Source organism: Microbacterium sp. PM5 (genome assembly GCF_003293595.1).
In the GTDB taxonomy this organism is placed as follows: domain Bacteria; phylum Actinomycetota; class Actinomycetes; order Actinomycetales; family Microbacteriaceae; genus Microbacterium.
In genome coordinates this window covers 2,669,051-2,693,033 of the sequence record NZ_CP022162.1, presented here as the reverse complement: position 1 = coordinate 2,693,033, position 23,983 = coordinate 2,669,051, and the positions used below count along the sequence as shown (strand labels likewise).

The following is a 23,983-nucleotide window of genomic DNA, read 5'->3' as shown; positions in this document are numbered from 1 at the left end:
CTCACACGGGCGCGACAGCCCTCCAGCCTATGCCGCTGACTTCGCGCGGGGCAAGGGTTTTTTCACCGTGGCGCGTCAGGCGCGCGCGACCGACTCCCGCGCGAGCAGGGCGCGCTTGACCTCGAGCCCCCAGGCGAATCCGCCGAGGGCGCCGCCGGTGCGCAGCACGCGATGGCACGGCACGAACAGCGCCGGGGCGTTTCGAGCGCAGATGGATGCCGCGGCCCGCACGGCCGCGGGCCGGCCCAGCGCCGTGGCGAACTCGGCGTACGTGAGGGGATGTCCCGCAGCGATGCGTCGCAGCGTCACCCAGCCCTCGAGCTGCATCGCGGTGCCGGTCTGGGCGACGGCGACCGTGTCGATCGCCGTCAGGTCACCCGCGTAGTAGGCGTGCACGGCGGACGCGGCATCCGTGTCGCCTTCACGGATGTCCGCGGGCGCCAGAGCGATGCGTCCGACGATGGCCGCGGGATCGGCACTCCATCCGCTTGCCAGCACCCGAGCGTGATCGTCGACGAGCAGGGTGAAGGGTCCGTCGGGGGTGGGGATCGTCTGGATCGTCGCGGTCATCGGGGGCTCCGTTCGCGGGGTGCGGTGTGCCCGCGGGGCGCGCGGGACACGGTGGACGGCGCGGCGCGCCAGAGGTGAGCGGTGAGGTAGCTGCGCCACGGCGCGGTGCGGACGGCCCAGGCCTCGTACCCGCGCGGATCGGCGGGGATGCCGGCGGCTGCCGCTCCCGCGCGGACGGCGACGTCGCCGGGCAGCGTGATGTCGGGGTCGCCCAGCACGCGCATGCGCACGTAGTCGGCGGTCCAGGGGCCGATACCCGGCAGCGCCAGCAGAGCCGCGCGCTGCGCGAGACTGTCATCGCCCGGCCCCAGGTCGAGCTCGCCGGAGGCGAGCGCCGCGGCCGCGCCGGTGACCGCACGGATGCGCGCGGCAGGGCCGCGCAGCACCTCGGCGCCGTGCGCGGCGATGGCGGCCATCGTGGGGAACAGGCGGTCCAGGCCGTCGTGCGATGCCACGCGCTCCCCCAGCGCGTCGGTCAGGGCGGTCAGGGCCGTACGTGCTGCGGCGACCGTGATCTGCTGACCGATCATCGCGCGGATGAGCATCTCGTGCGGGTCGGCGGCGCCGGGCACGCGGATGCCGCCGACCGCCGTGACCAGCGGCGCGAGGGCAGGGTGCGCCGACAACGCGGCATCCACCGCCGTCGGGTCGGCGTCGAGGTCGAACAGGCGCCGCACCCGGCTGACGAGCACGGGGAGATCGCCGAGATGGGTCAGGCGCGCGTTCAGCCGCAGCTTCCCCGGCCCGTCGAGCCGGATCGCGAACCACACCGGACCACCGGGCAGACGCAGGACGCGGGCGAAGGAGTCGGCACCGGCGTCTTCGACGCCCTCGACCGCGCGGGCACGCATCCAGGCGAACAACCCGGCGGCGTCGAAGGGCGCACGGTAGGGCAGGACGAGATCGATCGTCCCGGCGGCCGGGGCGCTCATCGCGCGCGCCGCCGCCGGCCGGCGGGCACGCAGCTCGCCCGGAGTGAGGCCGAATACCTCACGGACCGTGTCGTTGAACTGGCGGACGCTGGCGAATCCGGCCGAGAAGGCGACGTCGGCGGCCGGCAGGTCGGTGGAGACGAGGAGCATCCGCGCGGTGTGCGCCCGCTGGGCACGGGCGAGGGCGAGGGGCCCCGCGCCGAGCTCTGCGGTGAGCAGACGCGTCAGATGGCGGGTGGAGTAGCCGAGGCGACGGGCGAGCCCGGGAACGCCTTCGCGCTCGACGATGCCGTCCGCGATGAGCCGCATCGCGCGCCCGGCGATGTCACCGCGCAGGTCCCACGCGGGAGAGCCGGGTGCGGCTTCCGGCAGGCACCGCTTGCAGGCGCGGTAGCCCGCCTCGTGCGCCGCCGCCGACGTGGGGTAGAAGGTGACGTTGGAAGGCTTCGGGGTGCGCGCGGGGCAGCTGGGTCGGCAGTAGATGCCGGTCGAACGGACGGCCGTGACGAACTGGCCGTCGAAGCGCACGTCGCGCGCGTCGATGGCGCGGTAGCGCTCGTCGAACGTCATCGCGGCGGTGGCGTCGACGTGTGGCATGTGTCCAGCCTGACACGGCTGCGCGGCGCACGCTCGCGGAATTCGGACACGGCAGCGCGCGGCATCCGACCGTGCCCGTGGATGCCGCGGTGCCCTCGGCGATCAGTCGCGCGCGAGGGACGGAGAGGGGGTGTCGAGCACTCGCGCCGCTTGACCCCGTCGAAGTTCGAGGTCGGCGCCGAGCTCGGTCGCGAACACCGGATGGGCGCGGATGATCTGCGCGACCACGGCGACCGGAATCACGAGCACCGTCGAGGGCACCACGGCCACGGCGGTGAGCAGCGACGGCTCACGCGTGACGGCGGCGCTTCCGACGAACTCGCCGTCACGCAGATCCCCGCAGGCGACGTCGCCGCGCACCGTGGGCACGGAGAGGCGGGCCGCGCCGTCGACCAGGTAGCCGACGGCGGAGGGGACGACACCCGCGCGATCGAGGTACTCGCCGACCGCGTACTGCTCGACACGGCACAGTTCCTGCGCGGTGGCGCGCAGCTCGCCGTCGAGATGGAGCGCCCGCGCCACCCGATCGAGCACGACCTCGCGCTGCTCACGATCGCCGGCGACGTCCGGCGCGATCTTGTCCAGAGACAGGCCTCGACGCCGCGCGGCGTACCAGAGGCGTCCGAGGAAGGCTGCCGTCGTCTCGCCCGACTGGCTGGGGGCGGCGACGGGGATGCCGACCTGATACGCGCCCGCACCACCGTACTCGACGCTGGAGGCGCACTCGGGAAGACGCATGGGCAGATCGTCGGCCACCTGGCGAAGGAGCGTCGCCACCTCGTGCGGCGGATCACTGGGCGCGAACACCACCGGCAGCGAGACGACGAACGGGCCCGCCGGCCGGCTGAGGTTTCTGAACGACGCGCCCGCCAGGGTCGCGTTGGGAATCACCTGCAGCCCTGAGCCGGTGTCGATGTGCACGGCACGCCAGTTGACCTCGACGATGCGTCCCTCGGCATCGCCCGTGTCGAGCCAGTCACCGAGCTTGAAGGGCTGCTCGAACAGCACCAGCAGGCCCGAGACGATGCCGCCGGCCGCGTTCTGCAGGGCGAGACCGATGATGATCGACGTCACACCGAGCGTGGCGACCAACCCCTCGATGTCGGCGTTCCAGACCACCTGGAACAGCACGGCGAGTCCCACCACGACCAGCAGCAACCGCACGATCTCCACGAAGATCGTGGGCACGCGCTCGCGCCACGTGCCCTCACGCGCCGTCGAGAACAAGGCGACGTTGACGCCGCTCAGCACCAGCAGGATGAGCAGGAACCCGAGCACCGTGCCGACGATGCGCACCCAGACGAGGTCCTGGTCCGACCGCGTCGCGAAGGCGAGCAGCACGACCAGTGCCGCAACGGGAACCACCGCGTTGCGCAGCAGCAGCAGAGGGCGGACGGCCGGGCTGCGGCGGCGGCGGAGCGCGCCGATGATCTCCGTGAGCACCACCAGGACGAGGGGAACGCCGATGGCGAGCGCCCCCACCCACCAGACCCACCCCTCTGCGAGCACCGACATCATGCGTCGATCCGCCAGACGGTGCTCGTGTGGCCGGAGGCGTCGACGGTGCCGACCTCGGTGAACTCCCAGAGCCCGTGCACCCGATCGTGCACGGCATCGCTCACGTAGACGCCCCCGGCATCCGCCGCCCGTCGCACGCGACTGGCCAGATCGACCGCGTCGCCCCACAGGTCGTAGGCGAGACTCGCGCGGGCGACCAGCCCGCTCGTGACCGCGCCCGTGTCCACGCCCGCGCGCAGATCCAACGCGGCGCCGGTGCGCTCGTTGAAGCGCTGCACGTGCGCGCGCATCCCCAGTGCGAAGTCGACGGCACGCCGGGCGTTGTCCACGCGTGGCACCGTGAGGCCGCAGCTGGCGAGGTATCCGCCGCGCAGGGTGCGCACCGACTCGACCCCGGCGCGCTCCGCCGCCTCGTCGAAGCCGCGCATGAGCTCGTTGAGCGCGAGGGTCTCCTGCTGTCCGTCGAGAGCGCGGCTGAAGTCGTCGAAGCCGAGCAGCTCGGCGTAGACGACGGCCACGTCCTCGTGCTGCTCCGCGATCGTCTGCTCGCCCTCGCGATAGCGGGCGGCGAGACTGTCGGGCATGAGCGTCCGCAGCAGCCGGTCGTTCTCCGCCCGCTGGCGGTCGATGAGATCCTGCTTGATCTGCAGGCCGGCGGCCATCTCGTTGAAATCACGCGACAGCTCGCCCATCTCGTCGGAGCCGCCCGCTGCGACGCGCACGCTGTAGTCGCCCCCGGCGATCCGCCGCACGGCCACGGCCAGCCGGCGGATCGGCCCGGTGAACGCCTGCGACAGCAGCAGCGAGAGCACGCTGATCGCGAGCACCAGCCCCAGGGTCGACAGCAGCAGCGTGCGGGTGAAATCGGTGATCGGCGCGAAAGCCTCCGACGTCTCCATGCGCGCGACCACGACCCAGTCCAGGCCCTCGATGTTGGCCGGGCCGTACGCCGTGATGCTCTCGCTGCCGATGTACTGGGACGAGGTCATCGTGCCGGACTGGCCGGCCAGCGCGCGGCGGACCGGCTCCTGGTCGACGTTCTGCAGAATCGCACTGTCGCCCACCGCCACGATCCGGTCGGCGTCCGCCGCCGTCGTGCCGTTGTCGATGACGCTCTGCGCGTAGGTGCCGGGGTCTTCGATGAGCTGCCGCGAGTTCGACCGCATGAGCCCGTCCGTGCCGGCGAGGTAGATCTCGCCGGTGTCGCCGAGACCCTGCGCCTGCCACTGCCCGTACCCGGTCGTCACATCGTTGATCCACGACACCGGCACCTGCAGCGCCATCGCCCCGGTGATGCCGCCCGCGTCGCCGATGGGCGACACGACCCACATGGTCGCCGCCCCTGCCGAGGGTGCCCAGGTCTCCATGTCGGTCGTCACGACGGTGTCGATCGAGTTGGTCGTCATCGCCGAGCGGAAGCCGTCGGCGAGCTTGCTGTCGCGGAAGGGACCGTCGTCGAGGTTGGTGCCGAGCGCCGGGGTGTTGTAGGCGCTGAAGACGACGTTGGCGTCGAGGTCCATGACGAGCACGTCCTGGTAGCCGACGGTCTCGACCAGGTTCGCGAAGTAGCCCTGGGCCGCAGCGTGAGCCGCGCTGTACGCGCTGCCATCACCCGGATCGGTCAGGGTGAGGGATGCCGGGCTGCCCCCGTTCTGCCGGGTGTACCAGTACTGCAGGTACGCGCCCGCCGCACTGTCGGGCACGAACGCACGGTCGGCGTACCGTTCCCCGGTCTGCTTCTCGAGCTTCGGCAGGAACTCGTCGCGGTAGAACCCCTCCAGCGCGGAGTTCTGAGCGGGAGACAGCGTCGCGCCGGCGAGCGCGTCCCACCCCGCGTTCAAGGCGACCGAGGCCTCGCGTGCGCTGGAGTTGTCGGTGGCGAGCGAGGCTTCGCGCTGGATCTCGCCGACCAGCGCGGACACCTCGCCCGTGCGCAGCTCGCGCGCGGCGGTCAGTTTGTCGACGATCGCGTCGCGCAGCGACTCCTGTCCGCTGACGTAGCCGATCGTGCCGACCACACCCGCCGAGACGATGCCGACGGCCAAGAGCATCACGAGCAGCCGCGATTGGATGCTCAACCGCCAGCGCGGCCTCGTCTGGACGCTGCCCGCCGTGCCCTCGTTCGCACCCGACATCCGCTTCCCTTCCCCAAGTGCGCTCACTCTATCGGGGCCGGTCGTCCGCCGGATGCCGCAGACCCTCTCAGTGGAAGAAGTGGCGCTCTCCGGTGAAGAACATCGTCACTCCGGCGGCGCGTGCCGCGTCGATGACCTCCTGATCGCGCACTGATCCTCCGGGCTGGACGATCGTGCGGATGCCGGCGTCGATCAACACCTGCGGGCCGTCGGCGAAGGGGAAGAACGCGTCGGATGCGGCCACCGAACCGGCGGCGCGCTCGCCCGCGCGCTCGACGGCCAGGCGGCACGAGTCGACACGGTTGACCTGTCCCATGCCGATGCCGACGGTCGCAAGCCCCTGGGCGAGCACGATCGCGTTGGACTTGACGGCGCGGCAGGCCTTCCACGCGAAGATGAGGTTCTCCATCTCCTCGGGGCTGTCCGGACGCTCACCGGAGACGAGCTCCCAGTTCTTGGCGACAGACTCGATGTCGTCGGGGAAGCGGTCGGCGTCCTGCAGCAGCAGCCCGCCGGACAGCAGCCGCACGTCCATCGGCTCCTGCCGCCAGTCGGCGGGAAGGCGGAGCACACGCAGGTTCTTCTTCAGGGCGAAGACTTCCAGTGCCTCCGGCTCGAAGTCGGGGGCGACGATGACCTCGGTGAAGATGTCGCGGAGGTTCTCCGCCATCTTCAGGGTGACCGTGCGGTTGGCCGCGATCACGCCGCCGAACGCCGAGACGGGGTCGCACTCGTGCGCGCGCAGGTGCGCCGAGGCGATGGGGTCGAGCGCGTTGGGCGCTGCGACCGCGATGCCGCACGGGTTGGCGTGCTTGATGATCGCCACCGCCGGCTTGACCATGTCGAAGGCTGCACGCAGGGCCGCGTCGGCGTCGACGTAGTTGTTGTACGACATCTCCTTGCCCTGGATCTGCGCGGCCTGCGCGATGCCGTGCGCGCCGGCGCGCGTGTAGATCGCAGCGCGCTGGTGCGAGTTCTCGCCGTAGCGCAGCGTGCTCAGCCGCTCGGCCTTGATCGTCAGGTGCTGGGGCAGATCGCCCTCCGCCTCGAGGGTCTCCTCCGCGAACCAGGTGGCGACGGCGCGGTCGTAGGCGGCCGTGTGCGCGAAGGCGCGGGCGGCGAGCTCGCGGCGCTGGGCCAGAGAGGTGCCCCCGGCACCGAGCGCCTCGATGATCGCGGGGTAGGACTCGGGCGAGACGGCGATTGCGACGTTCGCGAAGTTCTTGGCCGAGGCGCGCACCATGGCCGGCCCGCCGATGTCGATCTGTTCCACGACCGCGTCTCCCACCGCGCCGGAGGCCACGGTCTCGACGAACGGATAGAGGTTCACCACCACGAGCTCGAAGGGCAGGATGCCGAGGGCATCGAGCTGGGTCTCGTGGTCTTCGAGCCGGAGGTCGGCCAGCAGTCCCGCGTGCACGCTGGGATGCAGCGTCTTCACGCGCCCGCCCAGCGACTCCGGAAAGCCGGTGATCTCGGCGACGTCCTTGACGGCGAGGCCGGCGTCGCGCAACAGCGCCGCGGACCCGCCGGTCGACACGATCTCGACGCCCGCGGCATCCAGGGCCTGAGCGAGCGGCAGTAGGTCGGTCTTGTCGCTCACGGAGATGAGGGCCCGGCGCACGGGCACGAGGTCACGGGATCGGTAGAGGGCGGGATCGACGGCAGGACCGGCCATGCGGGGCTCCAGTGTTCGAGGTGGATCGGGTCTTCAGGACGCGGGTGCGTCGGAAGCGGCGGCGGACAGCTCGAGCTCTCCGGACGCCACCGCGCGCACGACATCGATGAGCAGGCGCCGTTCGACCGGCTTGATGCGCTCGTGCAGGCTCTGCTCGGTGTCGTCGGACAGCACGGCGACGCGCTCCTGGGCCAGGATCGGCCCGGAGTCCACACCGTTGTCGACGACGATGACACTCGCCCCGGTCTGGGTCGCACCGGCGGCGAGCGCGTCGCGAACGCCGTGCGCGCCGGGGAACTCGGGCAGATAGGCGGGGTGGGTGTTGATGATGCGGGGCGCCCAGGCGTCGACGACCGATGCCGGGAGCAGGCGCATGAGACCGCTCAGCACCACGAGGTCGGGATTCCACACCCGCAGCTGACGGTCGAGCTCCTCGCCCCACTGCTCGCGGGTCTCGAACTCGCGGAACGGCACGAGGAAGGTCGGGATGCCGAACGCTTCGGCATGGGCGAAGCCGTCTGCCTGGCGGTCCGCGCCGACGACGACGATGCGGGCAGGGAAATCGGGGTCGGCGGCGGCCTCGAGGAGGGCTCGGAGATTGGAGCCGGTGCCCGAGATGAGAACGGCGACCGTCAGCACCCGGTCAGTCTACCGGCGCAGCGGCGGGCTCTCTGGTGCGCGCCGGAGAGAACAGCGCGATCGCGGCGCCGACGGCCAGTTCGACGCCGACGCAGAACGCGAACGGACCGGGCGCCGGACCGACCGCGCCCAGGCGGCCCGGCCCGACCGCGCCCGACGCGCAGACCGCGAGCAGCGCCGCGGCCGCGGCGGCGAGCACGACGATCGCGCCGAAGACGACGAGGCGCACCGCCGTGGTCGACGTCGCCGCGGCATCCATCTCACCGGCGGACGCGAGGCGGGTGCGGGCGATCGCGCCGGCGAGGAGACCCACCGCGACGATCGCCAGTACGAGTGCGAACAGCCACGGTGAGGGGTTATCGGGGATGAGGCCGAGAGCGGGGATGCCGGGAAGGACCCCGAGAGTCGTGCCGGCCGGCGACACCGCGGTGCCGGCGCCGATCGCGAAACCCGGCCCGGCGGCGAAGGAAGCGCCCCAGACGATGAGGGTCGGCAGGTACACCAGCTGTCCGAGGGAGAGCACGGCACCGCCGAGCACATCGACGTGCGCCGCCTCGAAGAGTGCGACGATCTGCCCGCCGCGCAGCACCGCGGCCGCCGCGACGACGAGCGCGCCGACGCCGACCAGGCCGGCGACGGCGGCGGCGATTCCCCGGGCGGCGGCAGAGACGGCGCCCACCCACGGGTGGCCGCGCCGAGGATCTGCGCCGTCGATCCGGTCGCGAAGAGCGTCGATGAGACCGCCGTCTCCGCTGCGCCACGCCTCGACGACGGCGCCCACCAGGGCGGGGATGCCGAAGACCGCGGCGGGAAGCAGCAGCGCCTGCCACCCGTAGACGGCGGCGACGGGAGTGCGTGAGGTCGCCCAGAGCCCGGCGGCGATCAGCAGCGTCACGAGCGTGCCGGCGGCCACTCCCACCGCCCAGGCCCCGGAGCGGGCCGCGCGGGCGCCCGAACGTGCCGCAAACAGGGCCGTGAAGACGGCGAGCGCCAGCGGAGCCAGCGAGACGACGAACGACGCCGCCTGCGGCGCGATGCCGGCGGCGACGAGGTAGTCGTCCCCGAGCGTGATGTGCAGCGGGACGAACTGGCCGAGCTGCCAGATGCGCACGGCCGCGGGCCACAGCGCGGCCCAGTCGGCGGTGCCTCCCAGCGCCATCACCCAGAAGAGGGTGAGGGGCGCGAGGACCACGGCGACACCGACGGCCGCCGCGATGAGGGCATCGGCGGCGGCGAGGAGGAGGACGAGCAGGCGGTTCATGCGGGTTCGACCCTACCTACCCGGGTGATGAGCGGGCGCGGGGCGCGCGGGGCGCCGACGCCACGGCATCCACTACGGTTCTGGATGGAGGATCCATGCCCGCTACACCCACGTCCGCCACCCGTTCCGCCGACGCCCCGCTCGGGGCGCTCGACCGCTTCTTCGAGATCAGCCGTCGCGGCTCGACGATCGGGGGCGAGATCCGCGGCGGATTGGTCACCTTCGTCACGATGGCGTACATCGTCATCCTCAACCCGATCATCCTGTCGGGCAAGGCGGACATCGCCGGCAACGAGCTGGCGTTCTCCGCCGTGGGGGCGGCGACGGCGCTGACCGCCGGGGTCATGACGATCCTCTTCGGCCTGGTGACGCGGCTTCCGTTCGCCTTCGCGGCGGGACTCGGCATCAACGCGTTCCTCGCCTTCAGCGTCATCCACGAGGTCACCTGGCCCGAGGCGATGGCCCTCGTGATGATCAACGGCATCATCATCGTGCTGCTGGCGGCGACCGGGCTGCGCAAGCTCATCTTCGACGCCGTGCCGGTGCAGCTGAAGCTCGCCATCACCGTCGCGATCGGCCTCTTCATCGCCTTCATCGGGTTCGTCAACTCCGGCTTCGTGACCGCGACCGGATCGAACTCACCGCCGGTCGGCCTCGGCATCGGCGGCTCGGTCGCGTCGATCCCGACGCTCATGTTCGTCCTGACGCTGCTGGTGACCGGAGTGCTCGTCGCCCGCAAGGTGAAAGGCGGCATGCTGATCGGCCTCGTCGGCGGCACCGTCGTGTCGGTGATCGTGGAGGCCATCTGGCACCTCGGCTCGGCGACCGATCACCCGGGCGGATGGGGGCTCACGATCCCCGCGCTCACCGGCTCTCCGGTCAGCATCCCCGACCTGAGCCTGCTCGGCGCCGTCGACTTCGGCTTCGACATCGGCAAAGTCGGCATCGTCGCGCTGATCATGCTCGTGTTCACGCTCGTGTTCTCCAACTTCTTCGACGCGATGGGCACGATGACCGGCCTCGCGAAGGAGGCGGGTCTGGCCGACGAGAAGGGCGACTTCCCCCGCATCAAATCAGCCCTCGTGGTGGAGGGCGTCGGCGCCGTCGTGGGAGGCGCGACGTCCTCATCGTCGGCGACCGTGTTCATCGAATCGGGCTCCGGCATCGGTGAGGGCGCCCGCACGGGCCTGGCCAACATCGTGACCGGCGTGGTCTTCCTGCTCGCGATGTTCTTCACACCGCTCACCTCGATCGTTCCCACCGAAGTCGCCGCGGCGGCGCTCGTGATCGTCGGCGCCATGATGATGGCGCAGGTCAAGCACATCGACCTCAGCGACTTCAGCGTGCTGCTGCCGGTGTTCCTGACGGTGTCGGTCATGCCGATGACGTACTCGATCGCCAACGGCATCGGCGCCGGCTTCATCAGCTGGGTGGTCGTGCGTTCGCTCTCCGGCAAGGCGAGGGAGATCAGCCCGCTGCTGTGGGTGGTCGCCGCCGGCTTCCTCATCTACTTCGCCCGCGGCCCGATCGAGATGCTCCTGGGAGGCTGACCCCCTCCCCTCCCGCTCCCGCGAGCCGCTACGTACGGGGCGGGGACAGAGAGAGGGGGTGGATGCCGCGGCATCCACCCCCTCTCTCGTCGGACGTCAGAGCGTCTCGATGATCTCCCGCATGAGAGCGGCGGTCTCGGACGGGGTCTTGCCGACCTTGACGCCGGCGGCCTCGAGGGCCTCCTTCTTGGCCTGTGCTGTGCCCGCCGAGCCGGAGACGATCGCGCCGGCGTGGCCCATCGTCTTGCCCTCGGGGGCGGTGAAGCCGGCCACGTAGCCGACGACCGGCTTGGTGACGTTCGCCTTGATGAACTCCGCCGCGCGCTCCTCGGCGTCGCCGCCGATCTCGCCGATCATGACGATCGCCTTGGTCTCGGGGTCGGCTTCGAAGGCGGCGAGCGCGTCGATGTGCGTCGTGCCGATGATGGGGTCGCCGCCGATGCCGATGGCCGTGGAGAAGCCGAGGTCGCGCAGCTCGAACATCATCTGGTACGTCAGGGTGCCCGACTTCGAGACGAGACCGATGGGGCCCTTGCCGGTGATGTTCGCGGGCGTGATGCCGACGAGCGCCTCTCCGGGCGTGATGATGCCGGGGCAGTTCGGACCGATGATGCGCGTCTTGTTGCCCTTGCTCTTCGCGTACGCCCACGCCTCGGCGGTGTCGCCGACGGGCACGCCCTCGGTGATGACGACCAGGAGCGGGATCTCGGTGTCGATGGCCTCGACCATCGCGTCCTTCGTGAACGCCGGCGGCACGAAGGCGATCGAGACGTCCGCGCCGGTCGCGGCGATGGCCTCGGCGACCGAGGCGAAGACCGGCAGCTCGACCGGGTTGCCGTCCTTGTCGACGTGAGAGACCGTCGTGCCGGCCTTGCGCGCGTTGACGCCGCCGACGACGTTGGTGCCCGCCTTCAGCATCAGCGCGGTGTGCTTGGTGCCCTCACCGCCGGTGATGCCCTGGACGATGACCTTGGAGTCCTTGTTGAGGTAGATAGACATTTCTCTGCAGTCCTGTTCTCGTCGGCTCAGGCGTTGGCCAGCTCGGCGGCCTTGTCGGCGCCCTCGTCCATACCGGCGGCGAGGGTCACGAGCGGATTGTTCGCGGCGGCGAGGATGGCGCGGCCCTCCTCGACCTGGTTGCCGTCGAGGCGGACGACCAGCGGCTTGGTGGCGGTGTCGCCCAGGATCTCGAGCGCCTTGACGATGCCCTCCGCCACGGCGACGCACGAGGTGATGCCGCCGAAGACGTTGACGAACACCGACTTCACCTGCGGGTCACCGAGGATGACGTCCAGGCCCGCCGCCATGACGGTGGCCGAGGCGCCGCCGCCGATGTCGAGGAAGTTGGCGGGCTTCACACCGCCGTGGTTCTCGCCGGCGTAGGCGACGACGTCGAGGGTCGACATGACCAGGCCCGCGCCGTTGCCGATGATGCCGACCTGGCCGTCGAGCTTGACGTAGTTCAGGCCCGACGCCTTCGCCTTCGCCTCGAGCGGGTCGGCCGCGTCCTTGTCCTCGAGCTCCTCGTGCTCGGGGTGGCGCACTTCGGTGGCGTTGTCGTCGAGCGACACCTTGCCGTCGAGGGCGATGATGCTGCCCGCGGCATCCAGGATGAGGGGGTTGACCTCGACGAGGGTCGCGCCCTCACCGGTGTAGACGTTGTAGAGCTTGACGAACACATCGGCGACCTTGGGGGCCAGCTCGTCGTCGAAGCCACCGGCCTTGGCGATCTCGAGCGCCTTGGCCGTGTCGATGCCGGTCAGCGGGTCGACCTCGACCTTGGCCAGCGCCTCGGGCTTCTCGACGGCGAGCTGCTCGATCTCCATGCCGCCCTCGACCGAGCACAGGCTCAGGTACGAACGGTTGGCGCGGTCCAGCAGCACCGAGAAGTAGAACTCCTTCTCGATCTGGGCGCCGCCGGCGATCATGACGCGCTTGACGACGTGGCCCTTGATGTCCAGGCCCAGGATGGCCTTCGCGGCCTCGTACGCGTCTTCGGGAGTCTTGGCGACCTTGACGCCGCCGGCCTTGCCGCGGCCCCCGGTCTTGACCTGAGCCTTGACGACCACGACGCCGCCGAGCTTCTCGGCCGCCGCCTTCGCCTCCTCAGGAGTGTCGGCGATGATGCCGGGGAGCACCGGCACCTCGTACTTCTCGAACAGGTCTCGTGCCTGGTACTCGTACAGATCCACGTGCAATCCTTCGCTGGGCGTCAGTGGGTGTCGTGCCGAAGGGTTCTCGGTATCGGAACAAAAGTGCCGAAACAATCTCGATATCGAGAGATCGACCGATCCCCCAGCTTAGTCGACCCTCCGTGCGGATCCGACCGCGCGCCGGCGAGGTGCCGTGCGCTCGGCGGGGCGTTAGGCTCACGGGCATGACCGACGCCGCACCCACCTCCGCCCGCAACGCCGTCGTCGCCGCTGCACTGGATCTCTTCGCCGCTCAGGGCTTCGAAGCGACGTCGGTGGAGCAGATCGCGCAGGCGGCGGGAGTGTCGCGATCGACCTTCTTCCGTCAGTTCGGCGGTAAGGACGACGTCGTCTTCAGCGATCACGACGTGCTGCTCACGCACCTGCGCCAGAAGCTGACGAGCGGCGATGGCCTGGGCCGAAACCCGTGGGCGGCGGCGTGTGCGGCCTCGGTCGACGTGTTCCGCCACTTCGCCGCCGAGCCCGAACTCGCCCGTCGACGCTACGCCGTGGTGCGCCAGGTCCCGGCGCTGCGCGACCGCGAGATCGTCACGGTCTTCCAGTACGAGCGGCTGTTCGACGACTACCTGCGCTCGGCCCTCCCGGGTCTCGATCCCATCGACGCCGTGGCGTTCTCTGCCGCCGTGACGGCGGTGCACAACCACGTGCTGCGCCGTCTGCTGCGGGGCACCGAGGACATCCCCGAGTCGGTGCTGACCGACGCCTACGACGAGCTCATGCACCGCTTCGGCGTGCACCCCGACGGCGAGCAGGCGCAGAACGACGATGTCGTCGTGGCGACCTTCCCCCGTCGGATGCCGATGGCCGAGGTCGTGCGGCGCCTGCGCGACGAGCTCTGAGCGCGCGGCGTTCCGACTCGCTGCACTCGCTCGACGCCCGGAGGGCGAAGCGCCGGGTGGCGGCTCAGACGGTCTCGCCGGAGGCCACCGTCTCGGCGAGCGCGTGCACGCGCGGCAGGTGATGGGCTCCGTAGAAGTCGGCGGCCGTGAGACGCGCGGCATCCGCCTCGTGCGTGCTCTCGTGCGCCGCGACGGCGACCACCGCGAGCGCGTGCATCCAGCCACCGGCCAGGACGCCGAGGAGCATGAGGTAGGGCACGCTCACGGCGTGGGCGTCGCGCGGCGAAGAGCCGAACGCGACCATCGCCGCGGTGGCGCGGCGGGCGGCGGCCAGGGCTCGTTCGAGACGGTCGGCGGTGCGCGCGGCGACCTCGCCGCCGGCGGAGCGCAGGGCCTCGACGGTGCGTTCGATGTCGGCGAAGAGCGCCTCGGCGGTGGCCCCCTGGTTGCGGATGACCTTGCGACCGATGAGGTCGTTGGACTGGATCGCGGTGGTGCCTTCGTAGATCGGCATGATGCGGGCGTCGCGGTAGTGCTGAGCCGCACCGGTCTCCTCGATGAAGCCCATGCCCCCGTGCACCTGGATGGCGTCGCTCGTCAACGCCACGGCATCCTCCGTCGACCAGCCCTTCAGGATCGGCACGAAGAACTCGGCCATCGCGAGCACCGCGGCATCGTCGGTCTGCTCGGCACGGTCGAAGAGGTCGGCGACGTAGACGCCCAGCGCGCGCATCGCGTACACCTCGCTGCGCATCGACAGCAGCAGCCGGCGCACGTCGGGGTGCTCCGCGATCGGCGCGGTGCCCTCGCGGCCGAGGACGCGTCCCTGCACTCGATCGGCGGCATAGGCCGTGGCCTGCTGCAGCGCCCTGTCGGCGATTCCGGTCGCCTGGAACCCCATCGCGATGCGGGCGGAGTTCATCATCACGAACATGCCGGCCAGCCCCCCGCCGACCTCGCCGACGAGGTACCCGGTGGCGTCCTCGTAGGAGAGCACGCAGGTGGGGCTGCCGTGGATGCCGAGCTTGTGCTCGACCGCGACGGTCGTGACGGCGTTGCGCTCGCCGAGCGAGCCGTCGGCGTTGACGAGGTGTTTCGGAGCGACGAACAGCGACAGCCCCTTGGCTCCCTCGGGGGCACCGGGAGTGCGGGCGAGGACGAGGTGGACGATGTTCTCGGCGACGTCGTGGTCTCCCCACGTGATGAAGATCTTCTGACCGCGGATGGCGTAGGTGCCGTCGCCACGGGGCGTGGCGATCGTGCGGATGGCGCCGAGGTCGGTGCCCGCCGCCGGTTCGGTGAGGTTCATCGTGCCCGTCCACTGGCCCGAGACCAGCTTCGTCAGGTAGGTCTCACGGATCTCATCGGATGCCGCGGCATCCAGCGCGTGGATCTGCCCCGCGGTGAGCAGCCAGCACAGCGCGAACGCGGCGTTCGAGGCGTTCCAGATCTCGCCGAGGCCGGCCCGAATCGCCCCGGGGAGTCCGTCGCCGCCGGCCGAGACCGGTGCTTCGGCGCTGATCCACCCCGCCTCCACGAACGCGGCGTAGGCCTCGGCAAACCCGTCGGGCAGACGCACCTGGCCGTCGACGAGGCGAGCGCCCTCGCGATCGCCGATGCTCTGCAGCGGCGCGAGGACGGATGCCGCGAACTCACCGGCTCCGGCGATCACGTCGGCGCCGTCGGCGGCGGTGAGCTCGCCGCCGGTCGCCCGGGCGACGATGTCGAGACCGAACGCCTCGCCGAACAGGAAGGCGTAGTCGGCGGTGGGGGCCTGGTACTCAGCGGCCATGGGAACTCCTCGGATGCTCGCGGCGTCTCGGTGATCGATCCCGATGAAGAATGCGAATGAGACTGCGGACCATCATAAGTGATACTCAGTCTCATCGCGAGTCGTCGGATGCCCCCTGTCGCCCGCGTGCCCCCGCCGTCATGATGAGAGCCATGCCGTTCGACATCCCCGCACCGATGCTGGCGAAGGCCGTCAGCGCCGTTCCCGACCCTGCCCGCACCCCCGGGGGCCTCGCGTTCGAGCCGAAATGGGACGGGTTTCGCGCCCTGCTGTCGTGGGACGGCACCGACGTCGAGATCGGCTCGCGCGGCGCGAAGCCGCTCACCCGCTACTTCCCCGAACTCGTCGCCGCGTGCACCGCCCTGCTGCCCGAGCCGTGCCTGCTCGACGGGGAGATCGTCGTGGCGCTCGCCGGATCCGACGGGCGTCGGCGGCTGTCATGGGAGGCGCTGTCACAGCGCATCCACCCCGCCGCCTCCCGCATCGCCCTGCTGAGCAGTGAGACGCCCGCGATGTTCATCGCCTTCGACCTCCTCGCCCGCGGCGAGCGCGATCTCCAGCAGGAGCCGTTTTCGACGCGCCGCGCAGAACTCGAAGACCTCCTGCGGACGGTCCCCGCCCCGGTGCACGTGACGCGCACGACGGGTGACCACGACCTGGCGACGCAGTGGCTCGCCCGCTTCGAAGGCGCCGGGCTGGACGGGGTGATCGCCAAACCGCTCGCCCTGCCCTACGCGCCCGGAAAGCGGACGATGTTCAAGATCAAACACGCCCGCACGGCCGACGTCGTGCTGCTCGGCTACCGCGTGCACAAGAGCGGCCACGGTGTCGGCTCGCTGCTGCTGGGGCTGTACGACGAGAACGGCGATCTCCGCAACGTCGGCGGAGCGTCGGCCTTCAGCGATGTGCGCAGACGTGAGCTCGTCGACGAGCTGACGCCTCTCGTCGTCACGGATGCCGAGGGCACCGCCGTGACCGGACAGATCGACCGTTCGCGCTTCTCGGCGACGAAGGACACCTCGTTCGTCCGGCTGCGACCGGAGCGCGTGCTCGAGGTGCGCTACGACCAGCTCGAGGGCGCACGCTTTCGCCACACGGTGCAGTTCGAGCGGTGGCGGCCCGACCGCGACCCGCGCTCGTGCACCTTCGCCCAGCTGGAACAGGTGCGCGCATACGACCTGGCGGACGTCCTGGACTGAAACCTCGGCGCACGGATCCGACCCGCGCAGCACCGCACGGGCCGGATCCGGCTCTCCCGCCCACGCTCGCATCGGCGCCGGGTTCCGGCGGCCGGACATGCGATCCGTTGGTGCGGATGGTGAGGGGCGCTCTCCCCTCCTCCGTGATGCCGAGCCTACGGGCGCGCGAAGGACCGCTGATCGGTCGGCGACCGTGAATATCGGCATCCGTTGTTCCGGCTCGCGATCCTCGCCCTGCGGCGGCGCCGGTGCGAGGATCGGACCATGGTCCCCGCCCCGCCCGACGAGCCGTCCGCTGCGCCGTCCGAGCCCTCGGAACCCACGGTGACGCAGGAGCTCGCACTCGAACCGGTGCAGTTCATCGCGCGTACCGACGCGGTGCTGCGGCTGGGCTCGCTCATGCTCGGCGCGGGCGCGTCGTCCGCGCGGGTACGCGACAGCATGGTGCGTACCGCCGAGGCTGTCGGCATCGACGACGTGCACTGCCGGGTGGGCATGACCGACATCGTGCTCACGGCCGGGCGCGGTCAGATGTTTCGCACGCGCGTGGCGGAGGTTCCCCGTCCGACCGTCGACGCCGACCGCATGACGGCGCTCAAACGGCTGACGGCGCGTCTGCAACCGGGGACGACCCCGGTACAGCTGCAGGGGGCGCTGCGTGAGATCGAGCGCATGCCGCGGCGCTACTCGGATCTGACGCGCGTGCTCGCGGCGGCGCTGGCGTGTGCAGCCTTCGCGCTGCTGAACAACGGCGGGTGGCAGGAGTTCGTCGCCGTCGGGATCGCCGCCGCGGCCGGTCAGTGGGTGCGGATGCTCATCCATCGCCTCCGGACGAACGAGTTCCTGCTCGTGTTCGCCTCGGCGATGACGGCGCTGCTCGTCTACCTCGCCGCCGCGCAGGTGTTCGTCGCCTTCGGCGTGCCCGGCGGGCAGCACGACGCGGCACTGACCAGCGCTGTGCTCTACCTCGTTCCCGGCTTCCCGCTCGTGACCGGCGCCCTCGACCTCGCCCGCCTCGATCTGAACGCCGGCATCGCCCGGGTCACCTATGCCGTCCTGGTGCTGCTGGCGACGGGCACCGCCGTCTGGGGAGTCGCGACCGTCTTCGACGCGACCGTGACCCAGGTCGCCGCGCCCGAGTTCGCCGAGCCTCTCCTGTCGCTCGTCCGACTCGCCGCGGGCTTCGTCGGCGTGCTCGGCTTCGCCCTGCTGTTCGGCACGCCGTGGGCGATCGCGCTGACCGCATCGAGCCTGGGCGCCGTGGCGAACGTCGGGCGCCTGGCGCTCGTCGACGCCCACGTCAATCCCGCCGTCGCCGCCGCTGCCGCTGCCCTCGCCGTGGGCCTGGGCGCCTACCTGTTCGGCGACCGGCTGCGCGCCGCGCGCGTGACCCTGACCGTACCGGCCGTTCTCATCATGGTTCCGGGGGCAGCCGCGTACCGCTCGATCGCCGGCGTCATCGGCGGCGACACAGTGGCGGCGATCCAGAATGCGACGACCGCGCTGTTCGTCGTCGTGGCGCTCGCGATCGGCCTGACCGTGGCGCGCGTGCTCACCGAGCGGGAGTGGTCGCGTCCGGCCCGGTGACCGACGCGGAGGCGACGCGTCGTCTACGGTCGAGGCATGGGACTGTTCCGCGACCGCACCGTCCGCATCGACCAGCACGGCACGGACGGCGTCCACGTGCGCGCCGTGGGCAGACCGTGGAGCCTCTGGGCCGACACCTTCGGCGCCCTCGCGATCCGGGCGGTGCAGATCATCGTGGTCGTGGCCCTCGCCGCGGGGATCATCTGGGGCATCCGCCAGCTGACCGTCGTGACGATCCCGCTCGTGATCGCGCTGATCCTGGCCTCGGCGTTCGCGCCGCTCATGGCCTGGCTGCGCGGGCGCGGCATCCCCTCCCTCGTGGCGACGCTGATCACCCTGTTCGCCATCGCCCTCGTGCTCACCGCGGTGGGCTGGCTGATCGTCTGGGCGGTGCGCGACCAGTGGGACGAGCTGGCGACGCAGGCACAGGGCGGTTTCACCGATCTGATGGCCTGGGCGGGCACCCTGCCCTTCCAGATCGATCACGCCCAGATCGACGAGTGGCTGAAAGCCCTCACCGATTTCGTGACGAGCGCGCAGTTCGGCAGCGGCGCTCTCGCCGGCGTCAGCGCCGTGGCCAACTTCATCACCGGCCTGGTGCTGATGATCGTGATGCTCTTCTTCTTCCTCAAGGACGGCCCGCAGATGTGGGCGTTCCTGCTGCGGCCGTTCCGCGGTGAGCCCTACGAGCGGGCCCTGCGCGTCGGCGACAAGACGGTGACGGTGCTCGGCTCGTACGTGCGCGGTACGGCGACCGTCGCCGCCGTGGATGCCGTCGGCATCCTGATCGGCCTGCTGATCCTGCAGGTGCCGCTGGCGCTGCCGCTGGCGGTGCTGGTGTTCCTGCTCGCGTTCATCCCCATCGTCGGGGCGACCCTCGCCGGCATCCTCGCCGCGTTGGTCGCGCTCGTGGCCAACGGGTGGGTCGTGGCCCTGCTCGTGGTGGGCGTGGTCGTGCTCGTCAACCAGCTCGAGGGCAACCTGCTGCAGCCGGTGCTCATGGGACGCTCCATGCAGCTGCACGCCTTCGTCATCCTCATCGCTCTGACCGCCGGCACCGTGCTTGGCGGCATCGTCGGGGCCGTGCTCGCCGTGCCGATCACCGCGGTCGCGTGGGGCATCGTGCAGGTGTGGGACGGACCGCACACCCCCGCGCGGTGGGCGCGCCCGCACCGCCGCGAGGCGATCGCCGACGCCTGACCCGGGGCGTCAGGGGATCCAGACGACGACGCCGTTCTGTCCGCTGAGCAGCGCGGCGACCCCGGCAGCGACGGCGTTGCGGCAGCGCTCGGGCGTGAAGCTCGCCGGATCGTGGTGGGCGGCCTGACCGAGATCCTCGCCGCGGAAGCCGGCTCCGGCCCAGTCGACGGCCAGCACGTTCTGGGTCGGCTCGGCCAGTTCGCCGCCCAGGACGAGGAACGGTTGGTCGAGGTGGCTCGCGGTGACGATCGCGAGGGGGTCCACGAGGGCGTCACCCGTCGACATGACGACATCGGCGTGCATGTCGATGGCCTGCGTGATCGCGGGAATCGGATCGGCCCCGGCCCGCACCTCGCGCAGGTCGGCACCCACCTCGCGCGCCCAGGTGCGTACCGCGTCGGTCATCGTCACGGTCGCCGCCTCGTCGCCGGCCGTGAGCAGCACCACGCGCAGTCCCGCCGCCGGGCGCGCGCCGACCCACGAGCCCGGACTCGGGGTCATGGTCGCCGCCGGCGCCAGCGGGGTCGCCGGAAGGAAGCCGGGGTCCGCGGCGGCGATCAAGGTGGGCGCGGGGTGGGGCGCGTTCCAGTCCGCGGCGCACCCGCTGAGGGATGCCGCAGCGATCACCGCCGCGACGACGACGGCGGCGGTGGGGAGACGGGAGCGGGCGACACGCACTCCTCCAGCATCGCGTCGCGGGTCCGCGGCGGCGGTAGGCGGCGACCGTCGTTCCTCGAAGATTGACGCGCGAGTCAATCCCCGTTCACCGACGACGCGCACGCTCACGCCGTGACCCTTCACCGTCGTTCCCTCCGCGCCGTGCTCCTGCTCGCCGTCGCGATCGCCGCCCTCTCCCCCTTGGCCTCGGCATCCGCCGCCCTCGCGCACGGCTTCAGCTCGGTCGTGTTCGCCGACCTCTCCCGCGACGAGCAGGGACGAACCGTCGCGACCCTGCAGCTGGAGTACGACCTCCTCGTGGTCTCCGCAGCCGACACGCAGCACGACGACGCGTTCTTCCGTTCGGGCACCGCCGCCTTCGACGCCCGGGACGACACCGCGATGGCGCAGGCGGTCACGGATCATCGCGACACGGTCTCCCGCTACCTCGACGAGCGGTTCACGATCCGCACCAGCGGCGGCGATGCCGCCGGCTGCACGCTCAGCCCCCTGGACACCGTATCGATGACGGTGCAGGAGGGTGTTCCCTACGTCGTCATCCCCCGCACCCTCACCTGCCCGGCCGGAGAGGCGCACATCGTGCGCAGCACCCTGTTCGCCGACGAGGAGGGCTACGTCACGGGGACCAAGACGATCCTCACCTACGACATCGACCTGCACACGGGCTCGGCCGCGCTCGACGCCTCCACGCCTGAGTTCACCACGGCGCAGAGCACCTGGGACCGGTTCGTGGAGTTCTTCCGTCTGGGCGCGGAGCATCTGCTGACCGGCATCGACCACATCCTGTTCCTCCTCGCCCTCATCGCCGGCTCGCGAAAGCTCCGCGAGATCGTCCTCGCGGCGACCGTGTTCACGCTCGCGCATTCGGTGACCTTCATCCTGGCCGCCACGAAGCTGGTGAGCCTTCCGAGCATCATCATCGAGCCGGCGATCGCCCTGTCGATCTCGGTCGTCGCCGCCTGGTACCTGTTCCGGTTGTGGCGCAAGGGCGAGGCGGCCACGGAGCTGACCCGCGACTCCGGCCCGCTCGGCCTCGACCGGGCGGGCTGGCTGCGCCTGCTCGTCGTGTTCTGCTTCGGACTCATCCACGGCCTCGGCTTCGCCTCCGCGCTCGGGATCGACGAGCCGTGGTCATGGACGCTGCTGTGGTCGCTCCTCGTGTTCAACCTGGGCATCGAGGCGGTGCAGATCGGCCTCATCGCGATCGTGTTCCCCATCCTGGTCGTCCTGCGCCGCCGCGCGCCCCGGGTCGCCATGTGGGCCAGCGGCGCCCTCGCCGTGGCGGTGACCCTCGCCGGGCTCATCTGGTTCGTCCAGCGTGTCTTCGGCTGGGACTGACCTCGTTCTGGGCGAACCCTCAGAGTTTCGCCGGGACGTCACCGCTTCTGGGCGTGATGTTCACCGGCCTGTCACCGCGGAGGCGGATCGTCCAGATGACGCCCTCCGCGGCGCCTGCGACCGGCCCTCTGCCGCGCATCCCCCACCCACGAACGGACAGAAAATGCCGCACACCGCCGAACCGCGAGCGCCCCGCCCGGCGCGCCGGACGATCGCCTGGATCACCGCCGCCACGCTGTGCGCGACGGCCTTCGCGGGAGTCGTCGCGACTCCCGCCCTCGCCGACACCCCGACCACGCTCACCGGCGTGATCCTCGGCGTCGGCGCCGACGAGACCCAGCGCATCGTGAGCTGGTACTCCTCCGCCGACACCGCTCAGGTCGTCCAGGTCGCGCCCACCGCCTCGCTCACCGGCGGCGCGTTCCCGGCATCGGCCGTCACCTTCGCGGCCACCGGCACCGCCAACATCTCCACCAGCGGCGGCTACAACCGTCACGCCACGATCACGGGTCTGCAGGAGAACACGCAGTACTCGTACCGCGTCGGCGCCGACGGCGCCTGGTCGACCACGACGACGTTCCAGACGCACTCCTTCGAGGGCGACTTCGACTTCCTCTTCTACGGCGACCCGCAGATCGGCTCGTCGGGCGACGTGGCGAAGGACACCGCCGGGTGGGTGGACACCGTCAACGTCTCGCTGCAGTCCAACCCCGACGCCGAGCTGCTCGTGTCGGGCGGCGACCAGGTCGACAAGGCCAACACCGAGGCGCAGTGGGACGGCTTCCTCGCCCCCGCGCAACTGCGCAGCTACCCGTGGGTCGCCACCATCGGAAACCACGACGTGGGCGGCAAGGCCTACGAGCAGCACTTCTTCACGCCCAACACCGACCGCTCCGGCCAGTACTACGTCAACGGCGACCCGACCTCCAACTCGTCGGGCGGCGACTACTGGTTCATCCACAAGGACGTGCTGTTCATCGACCTCAACTCGAACAGCTACAAGACCTCGTCCGGCGGTGGCGGTGACGCCGCGCACATCCAGTACGTGACCGACGTCATCAACGCCCACGGCGCACAGGCCAAGTACACGGTGCTCGTCTACCACCACGCCATCTACTCCCCCGCCGACCACGCGCAGGATGCCGACAACAAGGTGCGCCGCGTCGACTTCCCGACGACGTTCTCCCAGCTCGGTGTCGACCTCGTGCTCCAGGGCCACGACCACAGCTACTCGCGCTCGTACGAGATCAAGAACGGGCAGAAGGCGAACGCCGACGAGAAGCCCGGCCAGAACGAGGTCTTCGAGGGCCCGGGCGGTGTCGTCTACGTCACGGCGAACTCGGCATCCGGCTCGAAGTACTACGACCTGACCACGCCCGTCCCCGGCGACAAGACGCAGGACGAGGGCAACGGCGCCGACCCGCTGAACCCGTCGAACTACTGGTACAACTCGGTGCAGAACCAGGAGCACGTGCGCACCTTCGTCAAGGTGCAGGTGCAGAAGGACGCCCTCGTCGTCCAGAACGTGCGCTCCGGCACGTGCGACGCGCCGAACGCCGCGGTCGAGCTGCGCAAGGTCGTCTGGTGCGGCCCCGCGAACGGCACGCAGGCCGCCCTTCCGGTCGGCTCCGTCCAGGACGAGGTCACCATCCACCCCAACCACGGCGACGGCCAGGACATCCAGGTCGATGTGCCCGACGCCGCTCCCGGTGAGTTCGGCTGGACCATCAACGGCCACAACGGCCTCGTCGACCTCGGCACGGCCACCGAGAAGAACAACAGCTACTTCGAGGCGACCGGTCAGATCAACCCGATCACGGTGACCGACACCCGCCGCGCCGTGGCCCCCTGGTCGATCGCAGCGAAGGTCGGCGACTTCACCGACGGCAGCAAGTCGTTCTCCGGAAAGTACCTCGGCTGGACCCCGAAGATCGTCGCCGCCGGCGGCGGCGCGGTCGCGGGTGCGCCGGTCGGCTCGGGCTACGACGGCGGCACCGGCCTGTCCGACTCGCGGGCACTCGGCTCGGCGGCCCAGGGCCACGACCGCGGCACCGCCGTGCTCGGCTCCGACCTGGATCTGAAGATCCCGGTCGAGGTCGACAAGGGCAGCTACCGCGGCACCCTCACCCTCACCGCGATCAGCAACTGATGATCACCGACAACTGAACAGCTCGTCCCGCGACCCGGGACGCGTCGACCCACCCGGTCGGTGCGTCCCGGGACGCACCCCTTTCGCGCCTCACCCGTCTCCCGTCCT

18 protein-coding genes are annotated in these 23,983 nt (G+C 70.9%); 7 read left to right on the top strand and 11 right to left on the bottom strand.

Annotated features, from left to right (window positions below):
* Positions 1 to 75: 75 nt before the first annotated feature.
* The 7 genes from CEP17_RS12780 to CEP17_RS12750 form a co-directional block, all read right to left on the bottom strand.
* On the bottom strand, positions 76 to 570 hold the full coding sequence (locus tag CEP17_RS12780) for a methylated-DNA--[protein]-cysteine S-methyltransferase (RefSeq protein WP_112932500.1): 495 nt from the start codon (positions 568 to 570) through the stop codon (positions 76 to 78).
* A complete protein-coding gene (locus CEP17_RS12775; protein WP_112932499.1) occupies positions 567 to 2,099 on the bottom strand; it encodes an AlkA N-terminal domain-containing protein in 1,533 nt (510 codons plus the stop codon). Before CEP17_RS12775 ends, CEP17_RS12780 begins: the two co-directional genes overlap by 4 nt.
* A gap of 102 nt (positions 2,100 to 2,201) precedes the next feature.
* Positions 2,202 to 3,617 carry a mechanosensitive ion channel family protein gene (locus tag CEP17_RS12770; protein ID WP_112932498.1) on the bottom strand — a complete coding sequence of 472 codons (1,416 nt, stop codon included), beginning with the start codon at positions 3,615 to 3,617 and terminating at the stop codon, positions 2,202 to 2,204.
* Entirely contained in the window at positions 3,614 to 5,752 is a 2,139-nt protein-coding gene (locus CEP17_RS12765; protein ID WP_112932497.1) for an adenylate/guanylate cyclase domain-containing protein, read from the bottom strand. The genes CEP17_RS12770 and CEP17_RS12765 overlap by 4 nt, the downstream gene beginning before the upstream one ends.
* 67 nt (positions 5,753 to 5,819) lie before the next feature.
* Positions 5,820 to 7,430: a bifunctional phosphoribosylaminoimidazolecarboxamide formyltransferase/IMP cyclohydrolase gene (gene purH, locus CEP17_RS12760; protein WP_112932496.1), complete on the bottom strand. Its 1,611-nt coding sequence runs from the start codon at positions 7,428 to 7,430 to the stop codon at positions 5,820 to 5,822.
* A gap of 33 nt (positions 7,431 to 7,463) precedes the next feature.
* Positions 7,464 to 8,069, bottom strand: coding sequence for a phosphoribosylglycinamide formyltransferase (gene purN, locus CEP17_RS12755; protein ID WP_036316345.1), 606 nt, complete (start codon positions 8,067 to 8,069; stop codon positions 7,464 to 7,466).
* A gap of 4 nt (positions 8,070 to 8,073) precedes the next feature.
* Complete coding sequence (locus tag CEP17_RS12750) at positions 8,074 to 9,330, bottom strand: DUF6350 family protein (RefSeq protein ID WP_112932495.1); 1,257 nt, start codon at positions 9,328 to 9,330, stop codon at positions 8,074 to 8,076.
* A 95-nt stretch (positions 9,331 to 9,425) separates the two neighbouring features.
* Between CEP17_RS12750 and CEP17_RS12745 the strand changes: the two genes are divergently transcribed.
* Positions 9,426 to 10,880: an NCS2 family permease gene (locus tag CEP17_RS12745; RefSeq protein WP_112932494.1), complete on the top strand. Its 1,455-nt coding sequence runs from the start codon at positions 9,426 to 9,428 to the stop codon at positions 10,878 to 10,880.
* Positions 10,881 to 10,976: 96 nt separating this feature from the next.
* Here the strand turns inward: CEP17_RS12745 and sucD are convergent, their stop codons facing one another.
* Together sucD and sucC are read right to left on the bottom strand one after the other, a co-directional pair.
* A complete protein-coding gene (sucD, locus tag CEP17_RS12740; protein WP_039414217.1) occupies positions 10,977 to 11,879 on the bottom strand; it encodes a succinate--CoA ligase subunit alpha in 903 nt (300 codons plus the stop codon).
* 26 nt (positions 11,880 to 11,905) lie between these two features.
* Entirely contained in the window at positions 11,906 to 13,072 is a 1,167-nt protein-coding gene (gene sucC / locus CEP17_RS12735; protein ID WP_036316339.1) for an ADP-forming succinate--CoA ligase subunit beta, read from the bottom strand.
* Positions 13,073 to 13,257: 185 nt separating this feature from the next.
* On the opposite strand from sucC, the gene CEP17_RS12730 reads away from it, so the two are divergent.
* Positions 13,258 to 13,932, top strand: a complete 675-nt coding sequence (locus CEP17_RS12730) for a TetR/AcrR family transcriptional regulator (protein ID WP_112932493.1) — start codon at positions 13,258 to 13,260, stop codon at positions 13,930 to 13,932.
* Between the two features lie 64 nt (positions 13,933 to 13,996).
* On the opposite strand, the gene CEP17_RS12725 is transcribed toward CEP17_RS12730, so the two are convergent.
* Entirely contained in the window at positions 13,997 to 15,724 is a 1,728-nt protein-coding gene (locus CEP17_RS12725; protein ID WP_112932492.1) for an acyl-CoA dehydrogenase, read from the bottom strand.
* Between the two features lie 152 nt (positions 15,725 to 15,876).
* On the opposite strand from CEP17_RS12725, the gene CEP17_RS12720 reads away from it, so the two are divergent.
* From CEP17_RS12720 to CEP17_RS12710, 3 genes are all read left to right on the top strand, one after another.
* A complete protein-coding gene (locus tag CEP17_RS12720; RefSeq protein WP_112932972.1) occupies positions 15,877 to 16,923 on the top strand; it encodes an ATP-dependent DNA ligase in 1,047 nt (348 codons plus the stop codon).
* A gap of 264 nt (positions 16,924 to 17,187) precedes the next feature.
* Positions 17,188 to 18,510, top strand: a complete 1,323-nt coding sequence (locus CEP17_RS12715; RefSeq protein WP_112932491.1) for a threonine/serine exporter family protein — start codon at positions 17,188 to 17,190, stop codon at positions 18,508 to 18,510.
* Positions 18,511 to 18,546: 36 nt separating this feature from the next.
* Positions 18,547 to 19,710, top strand: coding sequence for an AI-2E family transporter (locus tag CEP17_RS12710; RefSeq protein ID WP_112932490.1), 1,164 nt, complete (start codon positions 18,547 to 18,549; stop codon positions 19,708 to 19,710).
* 9 nt (positions 19,711 to 19,719) lie between these two features.
* On the opposite strand, the gene CEP17_RS12705 is transcribed toward CEP17_RS12710, so the two are convergent.
* Positions 19,720 to 20,388, bottom strand: coding sequence for a hypothetical protein (locus CEP17_RS12705; RefSeq protein ID WP_112932489.1), 669 nt, complete (start codon positions 20,386 to 20,388; stop codon positions 19,720 to 19,722).
* Positions 20,389 to 20,499: 111 nt separating this feature from the next.
* On the opposite strand from CEP17_RS12705, the gene CEP17_RS12700 reads away from it, so the two are divergent.
* Positions 20,500 to 21,726 (top strand): HupE/UreJ family protein, encoded by a 1,227-nt coding sequence (locus tag CEP17_RS12700; RefSeq protein ID WP_112932488.1) that lies wholly within the window; start codon positions 20,500 to 20,502, stop codon positions 21,724 to 21,726.
* Positions 21,727 to 21,889: 163 nt separating this feature from the next.
* Positions 21,890 to 23,875: a metallophosphoesterase family protein gene (locus CEP17_RS12695; RefSeq protein WP_112932487.1), complete on the top strand. Its 1,986-nt coding sequence runs from the start codon at positions 21,890 to 21,892 to the stop codon at positions 23,873 to 23,875.
* Positions 23,876 to 23,983: the final 108 nt, after the last annotated feature.